Source organism: Cupriavidus sp. 2SB (genome assembly GCF_005503625.1).
Lineage (GTDB): Bacteria > Pseudomonadota > Gammaproteobacteria > Burkholderiales > Burkholderiaceae > Cupriavidus.
In genome coordinates, this window is sequence record NZ_SCMX01000034.1 from 39,012 (window position 1) to 60,804 (window position 21,793).

Consider the following 21,793-nt stretch of genomic DNA (forward strand, 5'->3'; position numbering starts at 1 on the left):
AGAGCATCGACCTTTGTTGAGACAAGGGAAAGGCTTCGGCCAGAACCGTCCAATCTCAACCATTTCTTGCTTTGACAAGCCCAGCCGTAAGGTTGGAGCGAGTCCATGTGTTGTGGGAAGGCCAGACCATCGGCTGACTCGCAGCTTGCTATTTGCTGGATATATGTCCAGCCATTGCCCAAAGGCGGGGACGCTTGCCTTTGGGCAAGTTCTCTTTAAACGCCCTACTTCGGTAGGTGCGGGTGGGTTTGCAACTGTAGTTTTCGTTGCATCTCCGCTACATAGCATTCAAACCGGCCCGGTTGGGTCGGCGCTACGTTCTTTGGGACGGGTCTGCGCTCGAAAGAGACCGCCGCCGTCAAGCGCCTGCCACTATGGAGGCACTGAAGTAATGAAGTGAGGTTTCCCGGAGCGTCTAGCTCTGCGCGTTATGGTTCGGTCGAACACACCCGCGAGGGTACCTCGATAGAGAACCTGTCATGCGACTGACAGTAGCCTAGGGAGACATGCGTCACTGACAACGGTGGGGTGTGAAGCTTTCCTGACAACGTAGCCCCCGCAAGGGTGCGTCATTATCGTGAGATAAGGGCGCAGAGACTCCGAGCAGCAATGGGGTCAAGGAGCCAGGCTGGCTGGTATGGGTAATGTAAGTGAACTGCTGATAAACGCCGTGAATATGACGGTGCCTAAGCTGCTGCGTGGCACTAACCAAAAGGTACGTGGTCGGTTATTCCGCTGGAAGCTCGGAATACGTCGCTGTAAGACCACCGGCGAAGAGGCAGGCCCTAACCCGGTCTTGTAACGTGCAGGGAACGTGGTAAGCCCGTATGGCTGCCGGGGCGCTGTATGGCTCTGGCAAGCGAACCGCAAGGAACGCTGTTGGCTGTGCGGGTATGGGAGGTTGGAGAAAGCGAACGTCGGGCTGTAATGGTCCGGATAGGGGTTGAAACATCATCCCACGCGAAAGCGGGCAGACTTCCAACTGGTCTTTCGTCGCAAGACGGCTGACTGAACTCGCTTGTTTAATTTTCTTCCCTTGGGGGGTGACATACCCCGCAAGGGGCATGTTGTCTCTGCTAGTTGGGGAAGTCCTCAAGATAGGAGAGCAGCATGGAAGCATTGATCCGCGAGGATGAATCTGCGCCCTCCGGCATTCCGCAGCGATGGGGCGACATCAATTGGCGCCGCGTCGAACAGAATGTTCGAGCAATGCAGATTCGAATTGCGAAGGCGACACAGGAACGGGACTGGCGCAGGGTGAAAGCTCTGCAGCGGTCTCTGACCCGCTCGTTTTCCGCCAAGGCATCGGCGGTGCGACGAGTGACGGAGAACCAAGGTAAACGGACGGCAGGTGTCGACCGCGAACTCTGGGACTCGCCTGAAGTTCGATGGGTAGCCATTGGACGGTTGAGACGCCGGGGGTATCGGCCCATGCCATTACGGAGGGTCTTCATCCCCAAAGCCAACGGAAAGGAACGCCCTCTGGGTATCCCGACCATGTTGGACCGGGCCATGCAGGCGCTATATCTGCTGGCGCTGGAACCGGTATCCGAAGGGACGAGCGATCCGAACTCTTATGGGTTCAGGTCCAATCGTTCTACTGCGGATGCTATGTCCCAGCTATTCGTCAACTTATCCAGAAAGGTCTCGGCCTCATGGATATTGGAGGCGGACATCCGCGGGTGTTTTGACCATATCAGTCACGACTGGCTGGAGCGCAATGTCCCTATGGACAAAGCGATCCTTCGGAAGTGGTTGAAAGCTGGCGTGGTATTTCAGGGCCAGTTTCAGGCGACCGAAGCCGGTACGCCACAGGGGGGCATCATCTCCCCGACCTTAGCCAATGTGGCGCTGAACGGACTGGAACAACAGCTAGCTCGGTTTCTCGAAACCACGCTGGGTGTCAACCAGACCCGGAAGCTCAAAGTAAATGTTGTGCGCTATGCGGACGATTTCGTGATCACCGGCAGCACGCCGGAAGTTTTGGAACACGAGGTGAAGCCGTGGGTGGAACAGTTCCTCGCAATTCGAGGATTGTCCCTGTCCACGGAGAAAACGCGGATCGTGAGCATTGACGAGGGTTTTGACTTCCTTGGGTGGAATTTCCGGAAGTATTCCGGAACGCTGCTCATTAAGCCAAGCAGGAAAAACGCGCAAGCGTTCTATCGCAAGGTTAAGGAGGTTATCAGTGCTAACAAGACGGTAAAGCAGGAGGTCATCATTCGCCTGCTGAACCCGATGCTGAGAGGCTGGGCGCAGTATCACAGCCCGGTAGTGGCAAAAGAAGCGTTCAGCAAGATGCAGAGCCGAGTTTTCCGGGCGCTGCTCTGGTGGACAAAACGGCGACACAGAGGGAAGAACGCCGAATGGGTGCGGAAGAAATACTTCGCTTCGTTTGGTGATCGAAACTGGGTGTTCGGGACTGAGTTTGTGGAAGACGATGGGGAACGGCGCTGGCAGGAGTTGTATTCGCTTGCTAGCACGCCCATCAGACGGCACAAGAAGATTCGGGGGGACTTCAATCCTTTCGATCCAGCGCAAGAGATGTATGGCGAAAATCTACGCCGGGACCGCATGCTGGAAAGCATGTCTCACCGGAAACAGTGGATCAGGCTATATGTCGATCAGCGGGGCTTATGCGCGGTGTGTCAGTGCAAGATAACCAAAGAGACCGGGTGGGATGACCATCACATCGTCTACAGAACCCACGGAGGTTCAGACGCTCTAGGAAATCGCGTATTGCTGCATCCCAACTGCCACGTCCAAGTACACCATCATGGTCGAACCGTTGTGAAACCGGTGCTGGAGATGTCCAGCATTTTGTAAGGGCTTGAGCCGTATGCGGGGAAACTCGCACGTACGGTTCTTAGGGGGGAGCAAACCAGCAATGGTATGCTCCTACCCTCCCAACCGCCGGCCGGCGGATCTAGACCGCCGGCAGCGCATGGCGCAGCGCGCCCAAACCGATCCATCCGGAAGCCTTTCATGAGCGACCAGCAACAAGCTACCCAGCAGGACGACCAGCCCTTCTTCAACATCCAGCGCGTGTACCTGAAGGACATGTCGCTCGAGCAGCCGAACTCGCCGGGCATCTTCCTCGAATCGGAAGCGCCGTCCGTCGAGGTGCAGGTCAATGTGGGTGCCGCCCAGCTGCAGGAAGGCATTTTCGAAGTCGTGGTGACCGGCACCGTGACGACCAAGGTGCAGGACAAGGTTGCCTTCCTCGTGGAAGCACACCAGGCCGGTATCTTCGATATCCGCAACGTGCCCGCCGAGCAGCTCGACCCGCTGCTGGGCATCGCCTGCCCGACCATCCTGTACCCGTACCTGCGCGGCAACATCGCCGACGTGATCACGCGTGCCGGCTTCCAGGCTATCCACCTGTCGGAAATCAACTTCCAGGCGCTGTACGAGCAACGCCTGCAAGCCGCGATGGAAGAAGCACAAGGCCAGGGCGCAGAGTCGGGCATCGTGCTGCCGGACGGCAGCCAGGCTCGCCACTGATTGCGTCACTGATCAGGCGCGTGATCCGAATCGCATTCGGATTTCGGCAAACGGGGCTTCGGCCCCGTTTTGCTTTGTCGGGCGCTGATCGATCCGTTGGCGTCCATACTGTCGCCATGACACTGCCCACCGCCAATCTCGCGGAACAGCCATGAAAATCACGATACTCGGTGCAGGCGCCTGGGGCACCGCGCTGGCCAGCCACGCCGCTGCCGATACCCGCCACGATGTGGTGCTCTGGGGCCGCGACGCGGACCAGTTGGCCGCTATCTTCGCCACCGGCATCAACGCGGCCTACCTGCCGGGCGTACCACTGTCCGGACGTCTTGCTTACGATCCCGATTTCGACCGCGCCGTAGACCATGCGGTGTCGGATGCCAATGGCCTGTTGATCGTCGCCACGCCCGTGTCGGGCCTGCGCGAGATGACGCGGCGACTGGCTGCGCGTCGCAAGGGGACGTTGGCCATGCTCTGGCTCTGCAAGGGGTTTGAAGCGGAGACACACGCGTTGCCGCACCAGATGGTCCGCGAGGAACTGGACGCGCTTGGCGTGGCACCCGGCGAGATCGAGTACGGCGTGCTGACCGGTCCGAGCTTTGCCCGCGAAGTGGCACAGGGCCTGCCGTGCGCGCTGACCGTGGCAGGCACGACGCACGCGCTGACCGATCGCGCGCAGGCGGCCTTCCACCATCACGCGATGCGGATCTATGGCAGCGATGACCTGACGGGCGTCGAGGTCGGCGGCGCGGTCAAGAACGTGCTGGCGATTGCCACGGGCGCGAGCGATGGTTTGGGTCTTGGGCTCAACGCACGCGCGGCGCTGGTGACGCGTGGACTTGCCGAGATGACGCGCCTCGGGCTGGCGCTCGGTGGGCGTACCGAAACCTTCATGGGTCTCGCCGGCATGGGCGACCTGATCCTGACCGCCACGGGCGACCTCTCGCGCAATCGCAAGGTCGGCCAGCAACTGGCGGGCGGCAAGACGCTTGAGCAGATTCTGGCGGATCTTGGTCATGTGGCCGAAGGCGTGCGTTGCGCGCAGGCCGTGGCCGCGCTGGCGGGACGATTGGGTGTGGAGATGCCGATCACGCGGGCTGTGTGTGCGGTGCTGTTTGAGGGATTGCCTGTGGCGGATGCCGTGGCGAGGTTGTTGCAGCGGGATGCGCGGGATGAGTGAAATCCCTGCGCTGTCTCTGTTGAACTGCTAGCCCTCTCCCCCGCCCCTCTCCCGCAGGCGGGAGAGGGGAGCAAACCGATTGGGTTCGATATGCCCGTGGTTTCTCCCCTCTCCCGCGACGCGGGAGAGGGGCTGGGGAGAGGGCAGGCGCATCTCTTTCGAAAACATGCCAACCCGCCGCCAATCCCTTCAAGCCCTGCTCGCCGTCACCACTGCGACAGCTTTCCCCGCCTTCGCCAACGACACCTGGCCCACCCGCCCGATCCGCATGATCGTGCCGTTTCCTGCCGGGTCTTCCCCCGACCTGATTGCACGCATCGTCACGGAGAAACTGGCGCATGTGCTGGGCCAGCCGGTCGTCGTGGAGAATCGGCCCGGGGCGGGCGGCAATATCGGCACGGGACTCGTCGCCAAGGCAGCCCCCGATGGCTACACGCTGCTGTTCACGATCAATGGGCCGCTGGTCACCGCGCCGTCGCTGTACCGGAACCTGAGCTACGATCCGATGAAGCAGCTGGCGCCGATCACACTGGTGGCCACGTCACCCAATGTGTTGGTGGTGGATGCAAAGCTGCCGGTGCATAACCTGCGCGAGTTCGTGGCGCTGGCGAAGTCGAAGCCGGGCGCGCTGAACTATGGGTCGGTCGGCAATGGCAGCGCCGCGCATCTGGCGATGGAGCAGTTGAAGGCCATGGCCGGGATCGATCTGGCGCATGTACCGTATCCCGGCTTTCCGCAGATCACCACGGCCATCGTGGGCGGGCAGGTGCAGGCGGGTTTCATGGTGCCAGCGATTGCGATGCCGATGGTCAATGCGGGAAAGTTGCGGCTGCTGGCCGTGACGACCACGGGACGCACGGCACTGTTGCCGTCGGTGCCGACCGTTGCGGAATCGGGCTATCCGGGATTCGAGGCGATCTCGTGGCAGGCCATTCTTGCGCCAGCGGGTACGCCGGTATCGATCGTGGATCGGCTCTATCGGGAACTGGTGAAGATCATCGGCAGCGAGGACGTGCGCGAGCGGATGCGGGCGCAGTACTTCTCGCCAGCCGGCACGGCGCCTGCGTCATTGCGACAGATGATGGCGCTGGAGAAAGCGCGCTGGGAGCGCGTGATCCGCGCGGCGGGCGTCACGCCCGAGAACTGATCAGGCGCCGCCTGCGTAGCCGTTCTGGCGCCAGGCTTCGAAGACCACCACGGCCACCGTGTTCGACAGGTTCAGGCTGCGGTTGTCGGGGCGCATCGGCAGGCGGATGCGCTGCGCAGCAGGAAACCACTCGCGGCGTTCCGGCGCCAGGCCGCGTGTTTCCGAACCGAACACGAACCAGTCGCCCGGCTGGAAGCTCATCTGCGCGAAAGGCGTGGAGCCATGCGTGGTCAGCGCGAACATGCGCGACGGGTCGGGTTGCTCGGTAGCCATCAGCGCCTCCCAGTTCTCATGCACGCGCATCGGCGCGAACTCGTGATAGTCGAGTCCGGCGCGGCGCATGCGCGCATCTTCCAGCGGGAATCCCAATGGCTTGACCAGATGCAGCTGCGCGCCGGTATTGGCGCACAGGCGGATCACATTGCCGGTGTTCGGCGGGATTTCGGGTTCGACCAGGACGACGTTGAACATGGGATGGACTCGGGAAACGGGGCGCAGCTTACCGCTTACCGGCGCGGGTGTCACGGCGTGCGCAGTGCCGCGATGGCCGTGACGCGCGCCGCGCCGTGCGCTTTCAGCAATCTGGCGGCTTCGCGCAGCGTGGCGCCGGTTGTCATCACATCGTCAATCAGGCCGACATGGGTGCCAGATACGGCCCCGGCATCGCTCAGCCCAAACGCATCGCGCAGGTTGGCATGCCGGGACGCGAGATCGAGTGCACGCTGGCTTGGCGTGTCGCGGTCGCGGACCAGCTGGGTTGCAGAACTGGCGATGCCGAGCTGCCGGGCCAGCGGCCGGGTGATCTCCCATGCCTGATTGAATCCGCGTTCTGCCAGGCGGTGCGATGAAAGCGGGATGGGCAGCAGCAGGTCGGGGAGGGGCGTCGCGCGAAGCTGGCTGGCCAGTTGCACAGCGATCCACCCGGCGGCGGGCAGCCGGGCGCCGAACTTGAGCCGCAGGATCAATCGGTCGAATGGAGCGGCGTAGTCGCCAAGCGTCAGCGTGGCGTCGATCGGATCGTCGTCGGCACAAGTGCCACACAGGCCCACACTATCGGGCATGGCGCATCGGGGGCAGCGTGGCACGGGCCGCAGCAGCGCGTCCGCGCAAGCGGTGCAGACCACTTCACGCTGGACCTGCTCGCAGATCAGGCACGCCGACGGCAGCAGATCTGGCCACAGGCTTGTCACGTGATCGACGAGGGCCGCTCCGGCAGCCTTCCATCCGCGCGCGTATACTTCGGGGCCTGCCCGGCCGCCTCGCGCGGCCTCGTCCATGGAAGGTGCGACAGTTTGTCGCATCGCCCGCCGATCCCCATCCGTTTCTTGCTGCCCTGTCCGTCCGTGTCCCTGCATGCTTCTGAATCCCCCGATGCCTGGTTGCCGCCCGCGCGGCTGACCCGGCTTGCCTTCGACCGCCGCAGCCCGCGCTTCGGCCAACTCGATTTCCTGCTTGGCGAGATTGGCCAGCGCATGCAGGAGCGGATGGAGGTGGTCAAGCTGCAACCGCGCCGCGCGCTCGATATCGGCTGCGGCCACGGGCAGGGTCTGGCGGGTTTGCGTGCACGCTTTCCCGACGCGCAGATTGCCGGGCTCGATATCTCCGGCGCGATGTTGCAACAGGCCGGGCAGCGCGATCCGCAGCGCCGGCCCGGCTGGATCGGCCGCATGCTGGGCAAGCGGCCGATGTTCGATCTGGTGCAGGGCGATCTTGCCACATTGCCCTTCGGCGCCGCCAGCTTCGACCTGCTGTGGTCGAACCTCGCGCTGCACTGGCACCCGGAGCCGCATCGCGTCATGCCCGAGTGGCACCGCGTGACGGCCGATGAGGGCCTTGTCATGTTTTCGCTGTTCGGGCCCGATACGCTGAAAGAACTGCGCAACGCGTTTGCCGATGTCGATCTGGACGCGCACACGCTGCGTTTCGTCGATATGCACGATATCGGCGACATGCTCGTGCACAGCGGCTGGTCCACACCCGTGATGGACATGGAGACGCTGACCGTCACCTACGAATCCCCGGAGAAGCTGTTGCAGGAAGTGCAGGCGTTCGGTGGCTTCCGTCGTCCGGGCAACCCCGGGCTACGGGGCCGCCGCTGGCATCGCGCCGTGCTGGCCGCGCTCGATCGGCAACGTAACGCGGATGGCGTGATCCCGCTGACATTCGAGATTGTCTACGGCCACGCATGGAAAATTCCCCCGCGTGGCAAACAGGCGACTGACGATCAGGGGCGTGCCATCATCCCGGTCGACAAGATCGGCCGCGCACCTCGCCCCCGCTGACGCGCGGGGGGCACCACGGTTGCCCGACAATCGGACCGCATCGTTTGTGTTGCCTATCGGGGCCTGTGGTGTCATGCACAAAAATGCGCACGAGGCAAGCACTTCGGTCAAATCCTAAGTTGTTCGAGTATGCGAAGGGTCATATAATGGCCCGGTTTGTCGCAGTGGTCCCCTGGCACAAGAACGCTTCTGGAATGCACTTCGCACGTGCTCTCCTTGTGGCGCCTTTCGTCCCGGGTGTGCATCCGATGCAGAGTGGTTGGCGATGCAAGACTTGGGTATCGCATTCCAGACGGCAGTAGGTGACTCCGGCGGAAATCTCGACGGACGCACCCCCTTGCCGAGCAACTGGCTGATGAAGCGGAATTGCTCGCTCTCTCCCCGCCAGGTTGCCTGGTTCTACTTCTCCATCGCATGTTTCTCGATTGCCGTCGCGGCGTTTGTCACCGTGTGGCATGGGGCCTGGCTCGTGTTGCCGTTTGCGAGCCTGGAACTCGCGGGGCTGGGGATTGCCCTGCTGGCGTATGCGCGCCATGCGACGGATTATGAACGCGTGTGTGTAACCGACGGCATGCTGGTCGTGGAGACAGCCAGCGCCAGCCGGATCACGCGGGAAGTCTTCAATCCGCACTGGGTGCGGGTTGAACTGGGTGAATCGTTCCGGGCGCTGGTGGTCTTGCGGTCGGACAAGCGCACGGTACGGGTGGGGTCGTATCTGGACCCGTATCGGCGGCGCAAGTTCGCGCAGGAACTCGTGGCGGCCCTGCATGGCATCCGGACCGGATGCGACGCAGGGCAGGGCGGGGACAGATTTGAATCTGCAGATTAGGTAGATAAACAATGAAAATGTGGAAGAAGGCATCCGCAGCATGTCTGGCGGGGGCATCCCTGCTCGTCAGCCAGGCGGCCTCTGCTGTCAGCGACATGCCAGGCGGTCCCGCCGTACGGCAGCTGAACCTGACCGAACCCGTTACAAAAATCGCCGAACAGATTCACTGGCTGAACTGGATGATGCTCATCATGTGCACGGTGATCTTCATCGCCGTGTTCGGCGTGATGTTCTATTCCATCTTCAAGCACCGGAAGAGCAAGGGCGCCAAGTCAGCCTCGTTCCACGAAAGCATCACCGTGGAAGTGGTCTGGACCGTCATCCCGTTCCTGATCGTGATCGCAATGGCGCTGCCTGCCACCAAGACCGTGGTGGCCATGAAGGACACCACCAACTCGGACATCACGATCAAAGCCACCGGCTACCAGTGGAAGTGGGGGTACGACTACCTCAAGGGGCCGGGCGAGGGCATCTCGTTCGTGTCCACGCTGACCACGCCGCGCGAGCAGATCAACAACCAGCAGGAAAAATCGAACACCTACCTGATGGAGGTGGACAACGAGCTGGTGGTCCCGGTCAACAAGAAGGTCCGTATCGTCACGACGGCCAATGACGTGATCCACGCCTGGATGGTGCCGGCCTTCGGCGTCAAGCAGGACGCGATCCCCGGCTTCGTGCGCGACACGTGGTTCCGCGCCGAGAAGACCGGCGTGTACCGTGGCCAGTGCGCCGAGCTGTGCGGCAAGGAACACGCGTTCATGCCCATCGTGGTGCGCGTGGTGTCCGACGCCGAGTACACGAAGTGGGTCGACGATCGCAAGAAGGCCATGGCCGCTGCCGCCGACGATCCCAACAAGACGTGGACGATGGACGAGATCAAGGTGCGCGGCGAGAAGGTCTACGCCGCCAACTGCGCGGTCTGCCACCAGCCCAACGGCAAGGGCGCCGGCGCATTCCCGGCGCTGGACGGCTCGAAGGTGGTCACCGGCCCGAAGGCCGGCCAGATGCACATCCTGCTGGAAGGCAAGGCGGGCATGCCGTCGTGGAAGCAACTGTCCGATACCGAGCTGGCTGCCGTGATGACGTACACGCGCAACAGCTGGAGCAACAAGACCGGCGAAGTGATTCAGCCGGCGGACTTCGTGAACGCCCGTGCGGGCAAGTTCCCGGAAGGCGGCGGCGCACAAGCCGGCGCTGGCGATGCAGCCCCCAAGGCCGCAACGCCGACCGAGTCCAAAGACAAGCAGGCCAGCCTCGCGGGCAACCGCGTCGCAGGCTGACCCGCGGCTGCCCCGCATTCAGCAATTGGAGTCATTGCGATGAGTACCGTTACCCCGGAGACACTGGGCCATCCGCACGACCACGCGCACGATCAAGGGCATGGCCACGGCCATGACCACGATCACGACCACGCGCACGATCATCCGCATGGCTGGCGCCGGTGGCTGTTTGCCACCAACCACAAGGACATCGGCACGCTGTACCTGCTGTTCTCGTTCACGATGCTGCTGTCAGGCGGCGCGCTGGCACTGCTGATCCGCCTGGAGCTGTTCGAGCCGGGCCTGCAGTTCTTCCGCCCCGAACTGTTCAACCAGTTCACCACGATGCACGGCCTGATCATGGTGTTCGGCGCGATCATGCCTGCGTTCGTGGGCTTCGCGAACTGGATGATCCCGCTGCAGATCGGCGCATCGGACATGGCGTTCGCGCGCATGAACAACTTCAGCTTCTGGCTGATGCCGCCGGCCGCGCTGCTGCTGGTGGGTTCGTTCTTCGTGCCGGGCGGCGCCACCGCCGCGGGCTGGACGCTCTACGCGCCGCTGTCGGTGCAGATGGGCCCCGGCATGGACATGGCGATCTTCGCCATGCACATCATGGGCGCGTCGTCGATCATGGGCTCGATCAACATCATCGTCACCATCCTCAACATGCGCGCCCCCGGCATGACGCTGATGAAGATGCCGATGTTCTGCTGGACGTGGCTGATCACCGCCTACCTGCTGATCGCCGTGATGCCGGTGCTGGCTGGCGCCATCACGATGGTGCTGACCGATCGCCATTTCGGCACGAGCTTCTTCTCGGCAGCCGGTGGTGGTGACCCCGTGATGTACCAGCACATCTTCTGGTTCTTCGGGCACCCCGAGGTCTACATCATGATCTTGCCCGCGTTCGGCATCGTGTCGCACGTGGTGCCGGCCTTCGCGCGCAAGCGTCTGTTCGGCTATAGCTCGATGGTGTACGCCACGGCGTCGATCGCGATCCTGTCGTTCATCGTCTGGGCGCACCACATGTTCACCACGGGCATGCCGGTGACGGGCCAGCTGTTCTTCATGTACGCGACGATGCTGATCGCGGTGCCTACGGCCGTGAAGATCTTCAACTGGATTGCCACGATGTGGCGCGGCTCGATGACGTTCGAGACGCCGATGCTGTTCGCCATCGGCTTCATCTTCGTGTTCACGATTGGCGGCTTCACGGGCCTGATGCCCGCCGTGGCACCGATCGACATCCAGTTGCAGGACACATACTTCATCGTGGCCCACTTCCACTATGTGCTGGTGGCGGGCTCGCTGTTCGCGCTGTTCGCCGGCTTCTACTACTGGGGGCCGAAGTGGAGCGGGTTCATGTACGACGAGATGCGCGGCAAGATCCATTTCTGGGGCTCGCTGATCTTCTTCAACGTGACCTTCTTCCCGATGCACTTCCTGGGCCTGGCCGGCATGCCGCGCCGCTACGCGGACTACCCGACGCAGTTCACGGACTTCAACGCCGTGGCCTCGCTGGGTGCGCTGGGCTTCGGTCTGATGCAGGTGTACTTCTTCTTCGCCGTGGTGCTGCCGTCGTACCGTGGCGGCGAACCCGCTGGTGACAAGCCGTGGGATGGCGCCGAAGGTCTGGAGTGGACCGTGCCGTCGCCGGCACCGTTCCACACCTTCGAAGAACCGCCGCACGTTCGGTAACAGGTATTTGCAGCAGGGCCGGATGCCTCGCGCATCCGGCCACTCAGTTGAAAACACGAGAATCATGCAGACCCCAGCAAAAAGCCCGTCGCACACCGAAAGACAAGCCAGCCAGAAAGCCGCCAACCGGCGCCTGGGCCTGATCCTGCTGTCGATCGTGGCGGTCTTCTTCCTGGGGTTCTTCGCCAAGATGGTTTTCCTTGGCGGCTGAACCCAGAAAAGAAAAATGACATAGCAGGAGACAGGCGTGGATGCGCAGGACAAAGCCCTAGAAAAGCGTTTCAACCGCGGCATGCTGATGCGGCTGCTGGTGCTGGTGACGCTCATGTTCGGCTTTGGCTACGCGCTTGTGCCGCTGTACAAGGCGATCTGCGATATCACCGGGTTGAACGTGGTCACCACGCGCGACCTGCACGGCGCCGGATCGCTGAAGAATACGCAGGTGGACAAGAGCCGCACGATTACCGTGGAGTTCGATTCCAACGCGCGTGGACCGTTTGCGTTCCGGCCGGTGAAGCACTCGATGGAAGTGCATCCGGGCGAGCTGACGACGATCGTGTACGAAGTGGCGAACGGCCAGACGCGCGATATCTCGGCGCAGGCCATTCCGAGCTACGCGCCGAAGCAGGCGACCGAGTATTTCAGGAAGGTGGAGTGTTTCTGCTTCAAGCAGCAGACGCTGAAGGCGAACGAGGCGCGCGAGATGCCGGTGGTGTTCGTGATCGATCCGAAGCTGCCGAAGGATGTGAAGAACATCACGCTGTCGTACACGTTCTTCGAGGTTGGCACCCCGGTGGCACAGGCCCCGGCGGAACCGGCCACCGAGCAGAAGGGGAGTTGAGATGCCGACGAACGATCCCGTCAATCGCAAGCTGTCTTTCGGGCAGACGATACGCGCGGTGCTGTGGTCGTTCATCGGGTTGCGCAAGGGATCGGAGCACGAGTCTGATATGGCGCGGCTCAATCCGATTCACGTGATCATCGCAGGGCTGATTGCGGCGGCGGCATTCGTGGCGATCCTGATCGTCATCGTGAAGATCGTAGTCAGCCAGGCATAGCAGGGCAGCAGATACAAAGCGAGCACGCCACCGGCAGACGTCTGGGGCCGGATGGGCGGAAAACCATGAAATCGAGACTTTGAGCTGGAGATAGAAGAATGAGTGCGAATCGCGCAAACGCCCCGTACTACTTCGTGCCGGGCCCGTCGCGCCATCCGATCACGGCGGCTTTCGGCCTGCTGCTGACCGGTGCCGGCGCGGCCGGCTGGGTCAACGGGCAGCCCTGGGCGCCCTATGTTTGCGGCTTCGGGCTGATCTGGTTCCTGTTCGTGCTCAAGAGCTGGTTCGGCGACGCCATCGGCGAATCCGAAGGCGGGCTGTACGGCAAGAACATCGACGTGTCGTTCCGCTGGTCGATGGGCTGGTTCATCTTCTCCGAGGTGATGTTTTTCGCGGCGTTCTTCGGCGCACTGTTCTACGCGCGGACCATCGCCATGCCGTGGCTCGGTGACCTGAACAACAAGATCATCTGGCCGGACTTTGCCGCCGTGTGGCCCAACACCGGCCCGGCGGGCGTGGTGGAAGACTTCCGCACGATGGGTCCGTGGCCGATCCCCACGATCAACACGGCACTGCTGCTGACATCGGGCGTGACGCTGACCTGGGCGCACCACGCACTGCTGGCCGGCAAGCGTAGCCAGGTGATCCAGGGCCTGGCGCTGACGGTGCTGCTGGGTGCGATCTTCATGGGGCTGCAGGCGTACGAGTACATCCACGCTTACCGCGACCTGAACCTGAAGCTGACCTCGGGTGTCTATGGTTCGACGTTCTTCCTGCTGACCGGCTTCCACGGCTTCCACGTGACGATGGGCGCGATCATGCTGGCGGTGGTGCTGGGCCGCGTGCTCAAGGGCCACTTCACGCCGGATCACCACTTCGCGTTCGAAGGCGCCGCCTGGTACTGGCACTTCGTGGACGTGGTGTGGCTGGGTCTCTACGTGGTGGTGTACTGGCTGTAAGCGCGGCCGCCCGCGTGGCGGCTTGCCGTACCGATGCAGAGTCGAAGCGCCGCGAGGGCCAGGGGTCCGGCGGCGCTTCTGTTTTTGTCGGGGAAGGTTGCTCGCTCAGGGCGACATCTGGATGCCGGTGCTGTGAATCCAGCCCATCCAGTTGGCAAACAGGATAAACAGGAACAGCGCCACCGAGAAGCCCACGCGCAGCATCAGCGAGCGCATCATGTTGGGCGTGCGGCCCCGGTCGCGCATCATGAAGAACAGCGCGGAGGCCAGGCTGCCGATGATCAGGATGAAGGCAACAATGATGACAAAGCGCATGGCGGGGCCTGTTCTGGGAAGCGCCCATTATGGCATCGCATCGCAGCGGGAAAACCCGTGACGACCCGTACGAAGCGCGTGTTGTGGCGCTCACCCGGTGCGGTGCCGATCATCGCGGCGCTGGTGGTGATTGCCGTGACCTGTGCGCTCGGCAACTGGCAACTGCGTCGCGCGCACGAGAAGATCGATCGCGCGGAGCGGCTGACATCGCTGGCGGCACAGCCGCCGGTGGAACTTGCTGCAGGCAGCGACGCGCAACTCGTCGATCGCAAGGTCCGCGCATGGGGCACGTTCGACGCGGCGCATACCGTGCTGCTCGACAACCGTCCGCATGGCAACGGCACGGACACGCGCGCGGGATTTCTGGTTCTGACGCCGTTGCGTCTGGCCGATGGTGCCGCGGTGCTGGTGCTGCGGGGCTGGCTGCCGCGCAATGTACAGGACCGCACGCGGATCGCGCCTTTTTCGACGCCATCCGATGAGGTGCAGATCGACGGCACGGCACTTGCCGGTGTGCCGCGTGTCTACAGCATGGGCCGTGACCCGGCGGCAGAAGCCGGGCAGAAGATCCGCCAGAATGTGGACCTCGCCGCGTTGTCGCGCGAGATCGGCGCACCACTGCTGCCTTTGGTACTGGAGCAATCCAGCGATAACGCCGACGGCCTGGCGCGCGACTGGGCGCCGGCCGACCTCGGCGCCGATCGTCACTATGGCTACGCCGCGCAGTGGTTCGGGCTGGCCGCCCTGACGCTGGTGCTGCTGGCCGTGCTCGGCTGGCGCCGCGCCCGACTCGAACGCCGGGAGGGGCCGCAGGCCGCATCGGCACAGAACCTAACCGAACGATGAACGTACAGACCGAACCCATGTCGCAGCAAGATCCTTCGGCCACGCCCCAGCCACCTGCCGACGCCCGCATCGATGCGCGCACACGCCGTGGCCGCCTGCAGATGCTCATGCTGCTGCTGGTCTGCGCCTCGCCGGTGCTGTTCTCGTACTTCACGTACTACGTGATCAAGCCCGAGGGCGGCAGCACCAACTACGGCGCCCTGATCGATCCGCAACGTCCCATGCCGGCCGTCACGCTGACCGACGAGCGCGGCCAGCCAATGCCGCTGGCGCAACTGCGCGGCAAGTGGGTGATGCTGATGACCGATCCGTCGGCCTGCGGCGAAGCCTGCGCGCGCAAGCTGTTCACGATGCGTCAGATCCGGGCGGGGCAAGGCGAGAACCGCGAGCGGATCGTGCCGGTCTGGCTGATCCAGGATGCGGGCGAGGTGGACGGACGGCTCGCCGCCGCCTACAACGAACCCTATGCGGGGGTGCGATTCCTGCGCATGGACGCCGGGGCCATCGCAAAATGGCTGCCGGCCCGCGAGGGTGGCCGCGTCGAGGACACGATCTTCCTGGTGGACCCGCTCGGCAACCTGATGATGCGCTGGCCCGCCGATCCCGATCCGGCCAAGGTCAGCAGCGACCTCAAGAAGCTGCTCAAGTACTCGCGTATCGGATAATGGTCGGCTTCTAAGGTTTTTACGATTTCACCGGTTGTATCGCAATGCTGCTCCAGCTCGCCATCATTGGCATCCTGATCGCCCTGCTGCCACTGTCCTATGTGATGGTGCGCGGCAGCCGTGACAAATACCGCAAGCTCGTGTGGATCACGGCGTTCCTGACGCTGGACCTGATCATGTTCGGCAGTTTCACGCGGCTGACCGATTCCGGGCTGGGTTGCCCGGACTGGCCCGGCTGCTACGGCCACTCCAATCCCCATTCGGCAATGGAGCCGATCCGCGCTGCCGAGACCGCGCTGCCCAGCGGCCCGGTCACGCTCATGAAGGCGTGGATCGAAATGATCCATCGCTACTTCGCCATGGCGGTGGGCGTGCTGATCATCTCGCTGATGGTGCTGGCCTGGGTCAAGCGGCGCGAACTGCGGCAATCGCCGTGGTTCTCCACGGGCGTATTCGTGCTGGTCTGCGTGCAGGGGCTGTTCGGCGCGCTGACCGTGACGATGAAGCTGCAGCCGATCATCGTGGTCACGCACCTGATGCTGGCGATGCTGCTGCTCGCGTCGCTGATCTGGCTCGGTTCGCGCAACGATCCGCCGCATCCGGTGGCGCCGCAGGCGGCGTCGCTGCGCCGGGCCGGCGTGCTGGCCGTGGTGCTGCTCGTCATCCAGATCTTCCTGGGCGGATGGGTGAGCACCAACTACGCGGTGCTGGCCTGTACCGATTTCCCGCTCTGCAACGGCCAGTTGGTGCCCGAGATGGACTTCCGGCACGGCTTCACGCTGTGGCGACAACTCGGGATGACGGCGGATGGCGACTACATCCCGCACGCGGCGCTGGTGGCCATTCACTGGGTGCATCGCGGCTTCGCATTCGTGGTGCTCGGCTACCTGCTCTGGTTCGGCCTGCGGACGATGCGGCTGGAGGGTCTGGCGCGCCACGGCAAATGGTTGCTGGCGGTGCTGGCGCTGCAATTGGCGACGGGTTTGTCGAACATCGTGTTCGACTGGCCGCTCGGCGCGGCGGTGTTACACAATGGTGGAGCAGCCCTGCTTTTGATACTGTTACTCCGTCTCAACTACAATATCGGCCTCGCGACCCGCTCCGCAGGCGCCGCCGCTCCTACCCGGATAGCCGCGCGCGTCACATGAAGGACAAGATGCCCCCCGCCGTTTCCGCCACCGCTGCCCATCCCCGTTCCCCGGTGGGCCGATTCGTCCACCTGGCCCGCCAGTACGCCGCGCTGACCAAGCCGCGCGTGACGCAACTGGCCGTGTTCTGCGCCGTCATCGGCATGTTCCTGGCCACGCCGGGCATGGTGCCGTGGCCGGTGCTGATCGGCGGCGCAGCGGGTATCTGGCTGCTGGCCGGCGCGGCATTCGCCATCAACTGCCTGGTGGAACAGAAGATCGACGCGCGGATGCGCCGTACGGCGTGGCGCCCCTCGGCCACCGGCGAGATCACCACCGTCCAGACGCTGATCTTCTCGGCCGTGCTGGGCGGCGCGGGCATGTGGTTGCTGCACGCGTACGCCAATGACCTGACGATGTGGCTGACCTTCGCCACATTCCTCGGTTACGCGGTCATCTACACGATCCTGCTGAAGCCGGCCACGCCGCAGAACATCGTCATCGGCGGGCTGTCGGGCGCCATGCCGCCTGCGCTGGGCTGGGCCGCCGTGGCAGGCACCGTGCCAGCCGAGGGCTGGTTCCTGGTGCTGATCATCTTTACGTGGACGCCGCCGCACTTCTGGGCGCTGGCGCTCTATCGCCGGGCCGACTACGAGAAGTCCGGCCTGCCGATGCTGCCAATCACCCATGGCGAGCGCTACACGCTGCTCCACATCCTGCTCTATACGCTGGTGATGATCGCCGCCACGCTGCTGCCGTTCGTCTACGGCATGAGCGGCTACATCTATCTGGCCGCCGCGCTGGGGTTGGGGCTGGTTTTCCTGGGCTACGCCTGGGCGCTGTTCCGCAACTATTCGGACCAGCTGGCGCAGAAGACCTTCCGCTACTCGATCCTGTACCTCTCGCTGCTGTTCGCGGCGCTGCTGGTGGATCACTACTTCAAGTTCGTGCCGCAGATCTGACGCACCTGCCTGCGGCATCTTGACGCGCCCGGGAGCCAGCGCCGATGTGATCGGCGATACTTTCGGGCGTCTCTCCCCCTTCCTCCCACTGCCGCATGCCGAATTTCTCCACGAGTTTCTCCCTGTTGCGCCGCCTCTGCCTGCTCGCGCTCTGCACGCTGTTCCTCGCCGCGTGCGGCCAGCCGAAGCCTTCGTTCAAGAATGTCGATATCTCGGGCGCGTCCGATTTCGGCAAGGACTTCGCGCTCCAGGACCCCACGGGCAAGACGCGCACGATGGCGGACTTCAAGGGCAAGGTCGTGCTGATGTTCTTCGGCTACACCCACTGCCCCGACGTGTGCCCGACCACCATGGTCGAACTCAAGCAGGTCATGGAACAGATGGGCGCCGATGCCGACAAGGTGCAGGTGCTGTTCATCACCGTGGACCCGGAGCGCGACACGGCGCAGTTGATGGGGCAGTACGTGCCGGCCTTCGACTCGCGGTTCATCGGCCTGCGTCCCGCTGACGAAGTCGCGCTGAAGAAGGTGGCGAAGGACTTCAAGGTCTACTACGCCAAGGTGCCGGGGACGTCACCCCTGAACTACACGATGGACCACTCGGCCGGCAGCTACGTGTTCGACCAGAACGGCCAGCTGCGCCTGTTCATCCGGCATGGACAGGGCCCGGAACCCATCGCGCATGATTTGAAGGCGCTGATGGCCTCCTGAGCGTTCCACGGGGCATGAAAACAAAAAGGCCGGTCAGTTGACCGGCCTTTCGTACTTTCGGGGAGCGAGAGTCAGGCGAAAGCCGCCAGCGCACCCTTCATCTTCTTCATCGCCGCCGATTCGATCTGGCGGATACGCTCGGCCGATACACCAAACTCGTCAGCCAGTTCGTGCAGCGTGGAGCCACCCGAGCCGTCATCGTTCACGTCGAGCCAGCGCGCCTCGATGATGCGGCGGCTGCGCGGATCGAGCTTGGTCAGGGCTTCTTCCAGACCCTCGACCTGCAGGCGGTCCTGACGCTTGGCTTCCAGCACCTTGGTCGGCTCGTTGTGGTTGTCCGCGAGGTAGGCGATGGGCGCGAAGTCTTCTTCGCCATCGTCGACCTGGCCTTCCAGCGCCAGATCACCGCCTGCCATGCGGGTTTCCATCTCCATCACTTCCTCGGGCTTCACGTTGAGCTCGCGCGCAACGGCTTCCACCTGTTCGGGCGTGAAGGTGTGCAGGCCGGTCTTGTGGCTGCGCAGGTTGAAGAACAGCTTGCGCTGGGCCTTGGTGGTCGCCACCTTGACCATGCGCCAGTTCTTCAGCACGTATTCGTGGATCTCGGCCTTGATCCAGTGCATCGCATACGACACCAGCCGCACACCCTGCTCGGGGTCGTAGCGCTTCACGGCCTTCATCAGGCCGATGTTGCCTTCCTGGATCAGGTCGGCGTGGGGCAGGCCATAGCCCAGGTACTGGCGGGCAATGGACACCACCAGGCGCAGGTGCGACATGACCATGCGACGCGCGGCGTCGACAGATTCGTTGTCGCGCAGGTCGCGCGCCAGCCGAAGCTCTTCCTCGGGGGTGAGCATCGGAATACGGTGGACGGCCTGGATATAGCTTTCCAGATTGCCCAGCGTGCCCGGGAACGTCAGCGCGAAAGCGTTCGCAGCAGCGTTCTGGGGCGCCGTCGGCAGACGGCGGGAAACTTGGTTTTGATCGGCAGACAGGACTGCGTTCACTTTGACTCCTTTCGCATCCGGCTGGCAGTTGCCGGTGTGTCCCGGTGGGACACCGCATTGCAACGCATATTAGCACTCGAACCGGACGAGTGCTAAGTTTGAGGTCTTATGGGAATGATAGTTCCAGACGATCAGAAGCTATTTTCAAATAGGCACAAAACTTTGCTCCGGTGCCCCGGATCCGCGACTGGCAAGGGTTTGACGGGCCGCGCTTCCTCAACAGGAATGTTAGAGGGCGTTCTTGTCCATCGGTTTCCTACGAATTCTGAGGAATTCTGGGATGGTCTATTGCTGGATTCGCTACACTGGAAGTTGTTTTTCAGCCCCTTTCCGGAGCCATCCATGTCTGCTATCGAACACTTGCTGAAACCCCACGTCCGGGACATCGGCGAGTTCACAGTGCGCCGCCTGCTGCCGGCCGCTACCACCCAGACTGTGGGACCTTTCATCTTCTTCGATCACATGGGGCCTGTGGAGATGGCGCCCGGCCAGGGCATGGATGTGCGTCCGCATCCGCATATCGGGCTCGCCACCGTGACTTACTTGTTCGAGGGCGAGATCATGCATCGCGATAGCCTGGGCAGTGAACAGGTCATCCGCCCTGGCGACGTGAACTGGATGACGGCCGGACGCGGGATCGCACACTCAGAACGGTCGCCGGACGCCGCGCGCGAGGCCGGGCCGCGCCTGCATGGCATCCAGACCTGGGTGGCGCTGCCGAAGGCGCACGAGAACGATCCGCCCTCGTTCCACCATCACCCCGGCGCCACGCTGCCCAAGCTGGAACTGCCTGGCGTGCGCATGACCGTGATCGCTGGCGATGCGTTCGGCGCCGAGTCGCCCGTGCGTGTCTATAGCCGCACCTTGTATGTAGCCATCGAAATGGAGGCGGGCGCCAGTCTCGTGATTCCGGCGGAGCACGTACAGCGCGGAATCTATCCGGTGGACGGCAATGTGGAACTGGATGGCGAGACGCTGCCGGCCGAGCACCTCGTGACGCTGACGCCGGGCGAGCCTGTCACGGTGACCGCCACAATCCCGTCGCGCCTGATGCTGCTGGGCGGCGATCCCACTGACGGCCGGCGCTTCATCTTCTGGAACTTCGTGGCCAGCAGCAAGGACGCCATCGAGGAAGCCAGCCAGCGCTGGCAGGACGACCAGTTCCCGCACGTGCCGGGCGAGACCGAACGCATCCCGCTGCCGACACGGCGCTAGGCGCCCTTTACCTGTTCGTCAGACCGGGCTGGCCCAGGCCACCCGGGTGGCCTGCTTCAGGCATTCCTTGATCGTCTCGACCTGGGTGGCGATCGGGGCCGGCACGGGTGCCGCACCGTCGAGCACCTGCCGGATCCACGCAGCGGTGGCCGCCACATCGGTGCCCGGTGGCAGTTCGGGTACGTCGCCAATCGAGCCTGTAACCGGATCGATCATCGTCTGCTGATGGCCATCGTGCATCCAGTCGATGCGCGTACTGCGCCGCGCGTCGGCCACCACCTCGCCCTCCGTCCCGCGTCCCAGCAATACATTGGCCGGTTCGTGCGAGAAGTAGTCGGTCAGCGTCTCGCGGTACTCGGGGTGAGTGTAGCTGTAGAGTCGCAGCGCCTCGCCCGGTGTGTGCTGGCCCACCGGCTGCAGCATCTTGACGATGGTGTGCGACGAATTGCGCAGGCCGATGATCGAACGCTTGTCGAGCAGCGCCGAGATTGCGGGCGACAGCACGTCGATGGGCAACACCGCCAGCGGATGCGATGATGCGGCCAACTGATCCTGTGCGGCCTGCGTGCTGGAAGCCAGCGGCACGCCCAGTGCTTCGAACAGTTCGAGGCTGGTCACCCGGCCTGCAAATGCGCGCACGCCATGCACCAGCGTCGGCACGCCATCGCGCGCCAGCAGAAGGGCCAGCAGCGGCACCAGGTTCGGTTGCTTGCGCGCGCCGTTGTAACTGGGGATGACCACGACGGGTTTGTCGGCGGGCGCTGCCAGCGGCTGGCAGTGCGCGTGCGCGGCTTCGAGCATGCCGGCCAGTTCGTGCGGGGCCTCGCCCTTGATGCGGTAGGCCATGAGCACCGCGCCCAGTTCGATATCGGAAACACGGCCGGCCAGCATGGCATCGAAGAGTGCCTGCGCGTCTTCGCGCGGCAGGGCACGGGCGCCATTGACGCCTCGGCCGATCTCCTTGATGTAGCGGGCGGCAGAAAACGGAGATGCAGAAGTCATGATGACTGCGGAATCGTGGGGGTGGCGT

At 63.4% G+C, this 21,793-nt stretch carries 23 protein-coding genes; 18 read left to right on the top strand and 5 right to left on the bottom strand.

Going from position 1 to position 21,793, the window contains the following annotated elements:
• The first annotated feature begins 1,110 nt into the window (after positions 1–1,110).
• From ltrA to FFS21_RS17060, 4 genes are all read left to right on the top strand, one after another.
• The gene (ltrA, locus tag FFS21_RS17045; RefSeq protein ID WP_008642654.1) at positions 1,111–2,826 is read left to right on the top strand and encodes a group II intron reverse transcriptase/maturase; all 1,716 of its coding nucleotides are present in this window, start codon (positions 1,111–1,113) and stop codon (positions 2,824–2,826) included.
• Between the two features lie 159 nt (positions 2,827–2,985).
• On the top strand, positions 2,986–3,504 hold the full coding sequence (gene secB / locus FFS21_RS17050; protein WP_137925962.1) for a protein-export chaperone SecB: 519 nt from the start codon (positions 2,986–2,988) through the stop codon (positions 3,502–3,504).
• 151 nt (positions 3,505–3,655) lie between these two features.
• Positions 3,656–4,681, top strand: coding sequence for an NAD(P)H-dependent glycerol-3-phosphate dehydrogenase (locus FFS21_RS17055; protein ID WP_137925963.1), 1,026 nt, complete (start codon positions 3,656–3,658; stop codon positions 4,679–4,681).
• A 166-nt stretch (positions 4,682–4,847) separates the two neighbouring features.
• Positions 4,848–5,828, top strand: a complete 981-nt coding sequence (locus FFS21_RS17060) for a Bug family tripartite tricarboxylate transporter substrate binding protein (protein WP_137925964.1) — start codon at positions 4,848–4,850, stop codon at positions 5,826–5,828.
• On the opposite strand, the gene trmL is transcribed toward FFS21_RS17060, so the two are convergent.
• On the bottom strand, positions 5,829–6,299 hold the full coding sequence (gene trmL, locus FFS21_RS17065; RefSeq protein WP_137925965.1) for a tRNA (uridine(34)/cytosine(34)/5-carboxymethylaminomethyluridine(34)-2'-O)-methyltransferase TrmL: 471 nt from the start codon (positions 6,297–6,299) through the stop codon (positions 5,829–5,831).
• Between the two features lie 50 nt (positions 6,300–6,349).
• Positions 6,350–7,129 carry a ComFC family protein gene (locus tag FFS21_RS17070; RefSeq protein WP_249359455.1) on the bottom strand — a complete coding sequence of 260 codons (780 nt, stop codon included), beginning with the start codon at positions 7,127–7,129 and terminating at the stop codon, positions 6,350–6,352.
• A gap of 42 nt (positions 7,130–7,171) precedes the next feature.
• On the opposite strand from FFS21_RS17070, the gene FFS21_RS17075 reads away from it, so the two are divergent.
• The 8 genes from FFS21_RS17075 to FFS21_RS17105 all read left to right on the top strand — a co-directional run bounded on the left by FFS21_RS17075 (position 7,172) and on the right by FFS21_RS17105 (position 13,916).
• Positions 7,172–8,110 carry a methyltransferase domain-containing protein gene (locus tag FFS21_RS17075; protein ID WP_137925967.1) on the top strand — a complete coding sequence of 313 codons (939 nt, stop codon included), beginning with the start codon at positions 7,172–7,174 and terminating at the stop codon, positions 8,108–8,110.
• A gap of 265 nt (positions 8,111–8,375) precedes the next feature.
• Positions 8,376–8,939, top strand: coding sequence for a DUF2244 domain-containing protein (locus FFS21_RS17080; RefSeq protein ID WP_137925968.1), 564 nt, complete (start codon positions 8,376–8,378; stop codon positions 8,937–8,939).
• A gap of 11 nt (positions 8,940–8,950) precedes the next feature.
• Positions 8,951–10,219 carry a cytochrome c oxidase subunit II gene (gene coxB / locus FFS21_RS17085; RefSeq protein WP_137925969.1) on the top strand — a complete coding sequence of 423 codons (1,269 nt, stop codon included), beginning with the start codon at positions 8,951–8,953 and terminating at the stop codon, positions 10,217–10,219.
• 39 nt (positions 10,220–10,258) lie between these two features.
• Complete coding sequence (ctaD, locus tag FFS21_RS17090; RefSeq protein WP_137925970.1) at positions 10,259–11,899, top strand: cytochrome c oxidase subunit I; 1,641 nt, start codon at positions 10,259–10,261, stop codon at positions 11,897–11,899.
• A gap of 64 nt (positions 11,900–11,963) precedes the next feature.
• Complete coding sequence (locus FFS21_RS32045) at positions 11,964–12,110, top strand: cytochrome oxidase small assembly protein (protein WP_171020433.1); 147 nt, start codon at positions 11,964–11,966, stop codon at positions 12,108–12,110.
• A gap of 36 nt (positions 12,111–12,146) precedes the next feature.
• A complete protein-coding gene (locus FFS21_RS17095; protein ID WP_137925971.1) occupies positions 12,147–12,740 on the top strand; it encodes a cytochrome c oxidase assembly protein in 594 nt (197 codons plus the stop codon).
• 1 nt (position 12,741) lies between these two features.
• A complete protein-coding gene (locus FFS21_RS17100) occupies positions 12,742–12,957 on the top strand; it encodes a DUF2970 domain-containing protein (RefSeq protein WP_137925972.1) in 216 nt (71 codons plus the stop codon).
• 98 nt (positions 12,958–13,055) lie between these two features.
• Positions 13,056–13,916, top strand: a complete 861-nt coding sequence (locus FFS21_RS17105) for a cytochrome c oxidase subunit 3 (RefSeq protein WP_137925973.1) — start codon at positions 13,056–13,058, stop codon at positions 13,914–13,916.
• A 105-nt stretch (positions 13,917–14,021) separates the two neighbouring features.
• On the opposite strand, the gene FFS21_RS17110 is transcribed toward FFS21_RS17105, so the two are convergent.
• On the bottom strand, positions 14,022–14,231 hold the full coding sequence (locus FFS21_RS17110; protein WP_130392173.1) for a twin transmembrane helix small protein: 210 nt from the start codon (positions 14,229–14,231) through the stop codon (positions 14,022–14,024).
• Positions 14,232–14,288: 57 nt separating this feature from the next.
• Between FFS21_RS17110 and FFS21_RS17115 the strand changes: the two genes are divergently transcribed.
• The 5 genes from FFS21_RS17115 (at position 14,289) to FFS21_RS17135 (ending at position 18,541) form a co-directional block, all read left to right on the top strand.
• Positions 14,289–15,077, top strand: coding sequence for an SURF1 family protein (locus FFS21_RS17115; RefSeq protein ID WP_137925974.1), 789 nt, complete (start codon positions 14,289–14,291; stop codon positions 15,075–15,077).
• 17 nt (positions 15,078–15,094) lie between these two features.
• Positions 15,095–15,742 (top strand): SCO family protein, encoded by a 648-nt coding sequence (locus FFS21_RS17120; protein ID WP_237380020.1) that lies wholly within the window; start codon positions 15,095–15,097, stop codon positions 15,740–15,742.
• A 44-nt stretch (positions 15,743–15,786) separates the two neighbouring features.
• Entirely contained in the window at positions 15,787–16,890 is a 1,104-nt protein-coding gene (locus FFS21_RS17125) for a COX15/CtaA family protein (RefSeq protein ID WP_137925976.1), read from the top strand.
• The gene (gene cyoE / locus FFS21_RS17130; protein ID WP_171020434.1) at positions 16,887–17,831 is read left to right on the top strand and encodes a heme o synthase; all 945 of its coding nucleotides are present in this window, start codon (positions 16,887–16,889) and stop codon (positions 17,829–17,831) included. The genes FFS21_RS17125 and cyoE overlap by 4 nt, the downstream gene beginning before the upstream one ends.
• Positions 17,832–17,926: 95 nt before the next feature.
• The gene (locus tag FFS21_RS17135) at positions 17,927–18,541 is read left to right on the top strand and encodes an SCO family protein (protein ID WP_137925977.1); all 615 of its coding nucleotides are present in this window, start codon (positions 17,927–17,929) and stop codon (positions 18,539–18,541) included.
• 71 nt (positions 18,542–18,612) lie between these two features.
• On the opposite strand, the gene rpoH is transcribed toward FFS21_RS17135, so the two are convergent.
• A complete protein-coding gene (rpoH, locus tag FFS21_RS17140; RefSeq protein ID WP_137925978.1) occupies positions 18,613–19,548 on the bottom strand; it encodes an RNA polymerase sigma factor RpoH in 936 nt (311 codons plus the stop codon).
• A 342-nt stretch (positions 19,549–19,890) separates the two neighbouring features.
• On the opposite strand from rpoH, the gene FFS21_RS17145 reads away from it, so the two are divergent.
• Entirely contained in the window at positions 19,891–20,763 is an 873-nt protein-coding gene (locus tag FFS21_RS17145; protein ID WP_137925979.1) for a pirin family protein, read from the top strand.
• Positions 20,764–20,781: 18 nt separating this feature from the next.
• Here the strand turns inward: FFS21_RS17145 and ybiB are convergent, their stop codons facing one another.
• A complete protein-coding gene (ybiB, locus tag FFS21_RS17150; protein ID WP_137925980.1) occupies positions 20,782–21,765 on the bottom strand; it encodes a DNA-binding protein YbiB in 984 nt (327 codons plus the stop codon).
• Positions 21,766–21,793 lie beyond the last annotated feature (28 nt).

What these genes read in the sequence shown, in the direction of transcription:
- ybiB (WP_137925980.1), bottom strand. Translation starts at nt 21,765, where the DNA reads ATGACTTCTGCATCTCCGTTTTCTGCCGCCCGCTACATCAAGGAGATC.
- FFS21_RS17055 (WP_137925963.1), top strand. Translation starts at nt 3,656, where the DNA reads ATGAAAATCACGATACTCGGTGCAGGCGCCTGGGGCACCGCGCTGGCC.
- FFS21_RS17120 (WP_237380020.1), top strand. Translation starts at nt 15,095, where the DNA reads ATGTCGCAGCAAGATCCTTCGGCCACGCCCCAGCCACCTGCCGACGCC.
- ctaD (WP_137925970.1), top strand. Translation starts at nt 10,259, where the DNA reads ATGAGTACCGTTACCCCGGAGACACTGGGCCATCCGCACGACCACGCG.
- FFS21_RS17105 (WP_137925973.1), top strand. Translation starts at nt 13,056, where the DNA reads ATGAGTGCGAATCGCGCAAACGCCCCGTACTACTTCGTGCCGGGCCCG.
- coxB (WP_137925969.1), top strand. Translation starts at nt 8,951, where the DNA reads ATGAAAATGTGGAAGAAGGCATCCGCAGCATGTCTGGCGGGGGCATCC.
- secB (WP_137925962.1), top strand. Translation starts at nt 2,986, where the DNA reads ATGAGCGACCAGCAACAAGCTACCCAGCAGGACGACCAGCCCTTCTTC.
- FFS21_RS17070 (WP_249359455.1), bottom strand. Translation starts at nt 7,129, where the DNA reads ATGCGACAAACTGTCGCACCTTCCATGGACGAGGCCGCGCGAGGCGGC.
- FFS21_RS17110 (WP_130392173.1), bottom strand. Translation starts at nt 14,231, where the DNA reads ATGCGCTTTGTCATCATTGTTGCCTTCATCCTGATCATCGGCAGCCTG.
- FFS21_RS17135 (WP_137925977.1), top strand. Translation starts at nt 17,927, where the DNA reads ATGCCGAATTTCTCCACGAGTTTCTCCCTGTTGCGCCGCCTCTGCCTG.
- FFS21_RS32045 (WP_171020433.1), top strand. Translation starts at nt 11,964, where the DNA reads ATGCAGACCCCAGCAAAAAGCCCGTCGCACACCGAAAGACAAGCCAGC.
- trmL (WP_137925965.1), bottom strand. Translation starts at nt 6,299, where the DNA reads ATGTTCAACGTCGTCCTGGTCGAACCCGAAATCCCGCCGAACACCGGC.
- ltrA (WP_008642654.1), top strand. Translation starts at nt 1,111, where the DNA reads ATGGAAGCATTGATCCGCGAGGATGAATCTGCGCCCTCCGGCATTCCG.
- FFS21_RS17060 (WP_137925964.1), top strand. Translation starts at nt 4,848, where the DNA reads ATGCCAACCCGCCGCCAATCCCTTCAAGCCCTGCTCGCCGTCACCACT.
- cyoE (WP_171020434.1), top strand. Translation starts at nt 16,887, where the DNA reads ATGAAGGACAAGATGCCCCCCGCCGTTTCCGCCACCGCTGCCCATCCC.
- FFS21_RS17100 (WP_137925972.1), top strand. Translation starts at nt 12,742, where the DNA reads ATGCCGACGAACGATCCCGTCAATCGCAAGCTGTCTTTCGGGCAGACG.
- FFS21_RS17080 (WP_137925968.1), top strand. Translation starts at nt 8,376, where the DNA reads ATGCAAGACTTGGGTATCGCATTCCAGACGGCAGTAGGTGACTCCGGC.
- FFS21_RS17125 (WP_137925976.1), top strand. Translation starts at nt 15,787, where the DNA reads ATGCTGCTCCAGCTCGCCATCATTGGCATCCTGATCGCCCTGCTGCCA.
- FFS21_RS17145 (WP_137925979.1), top strand. Translation starts at nt 19,891, where the DNA reads ATGTCTGCTATCGAACACTTGCTGAAACCCCACGTCCGGGACATCGGC.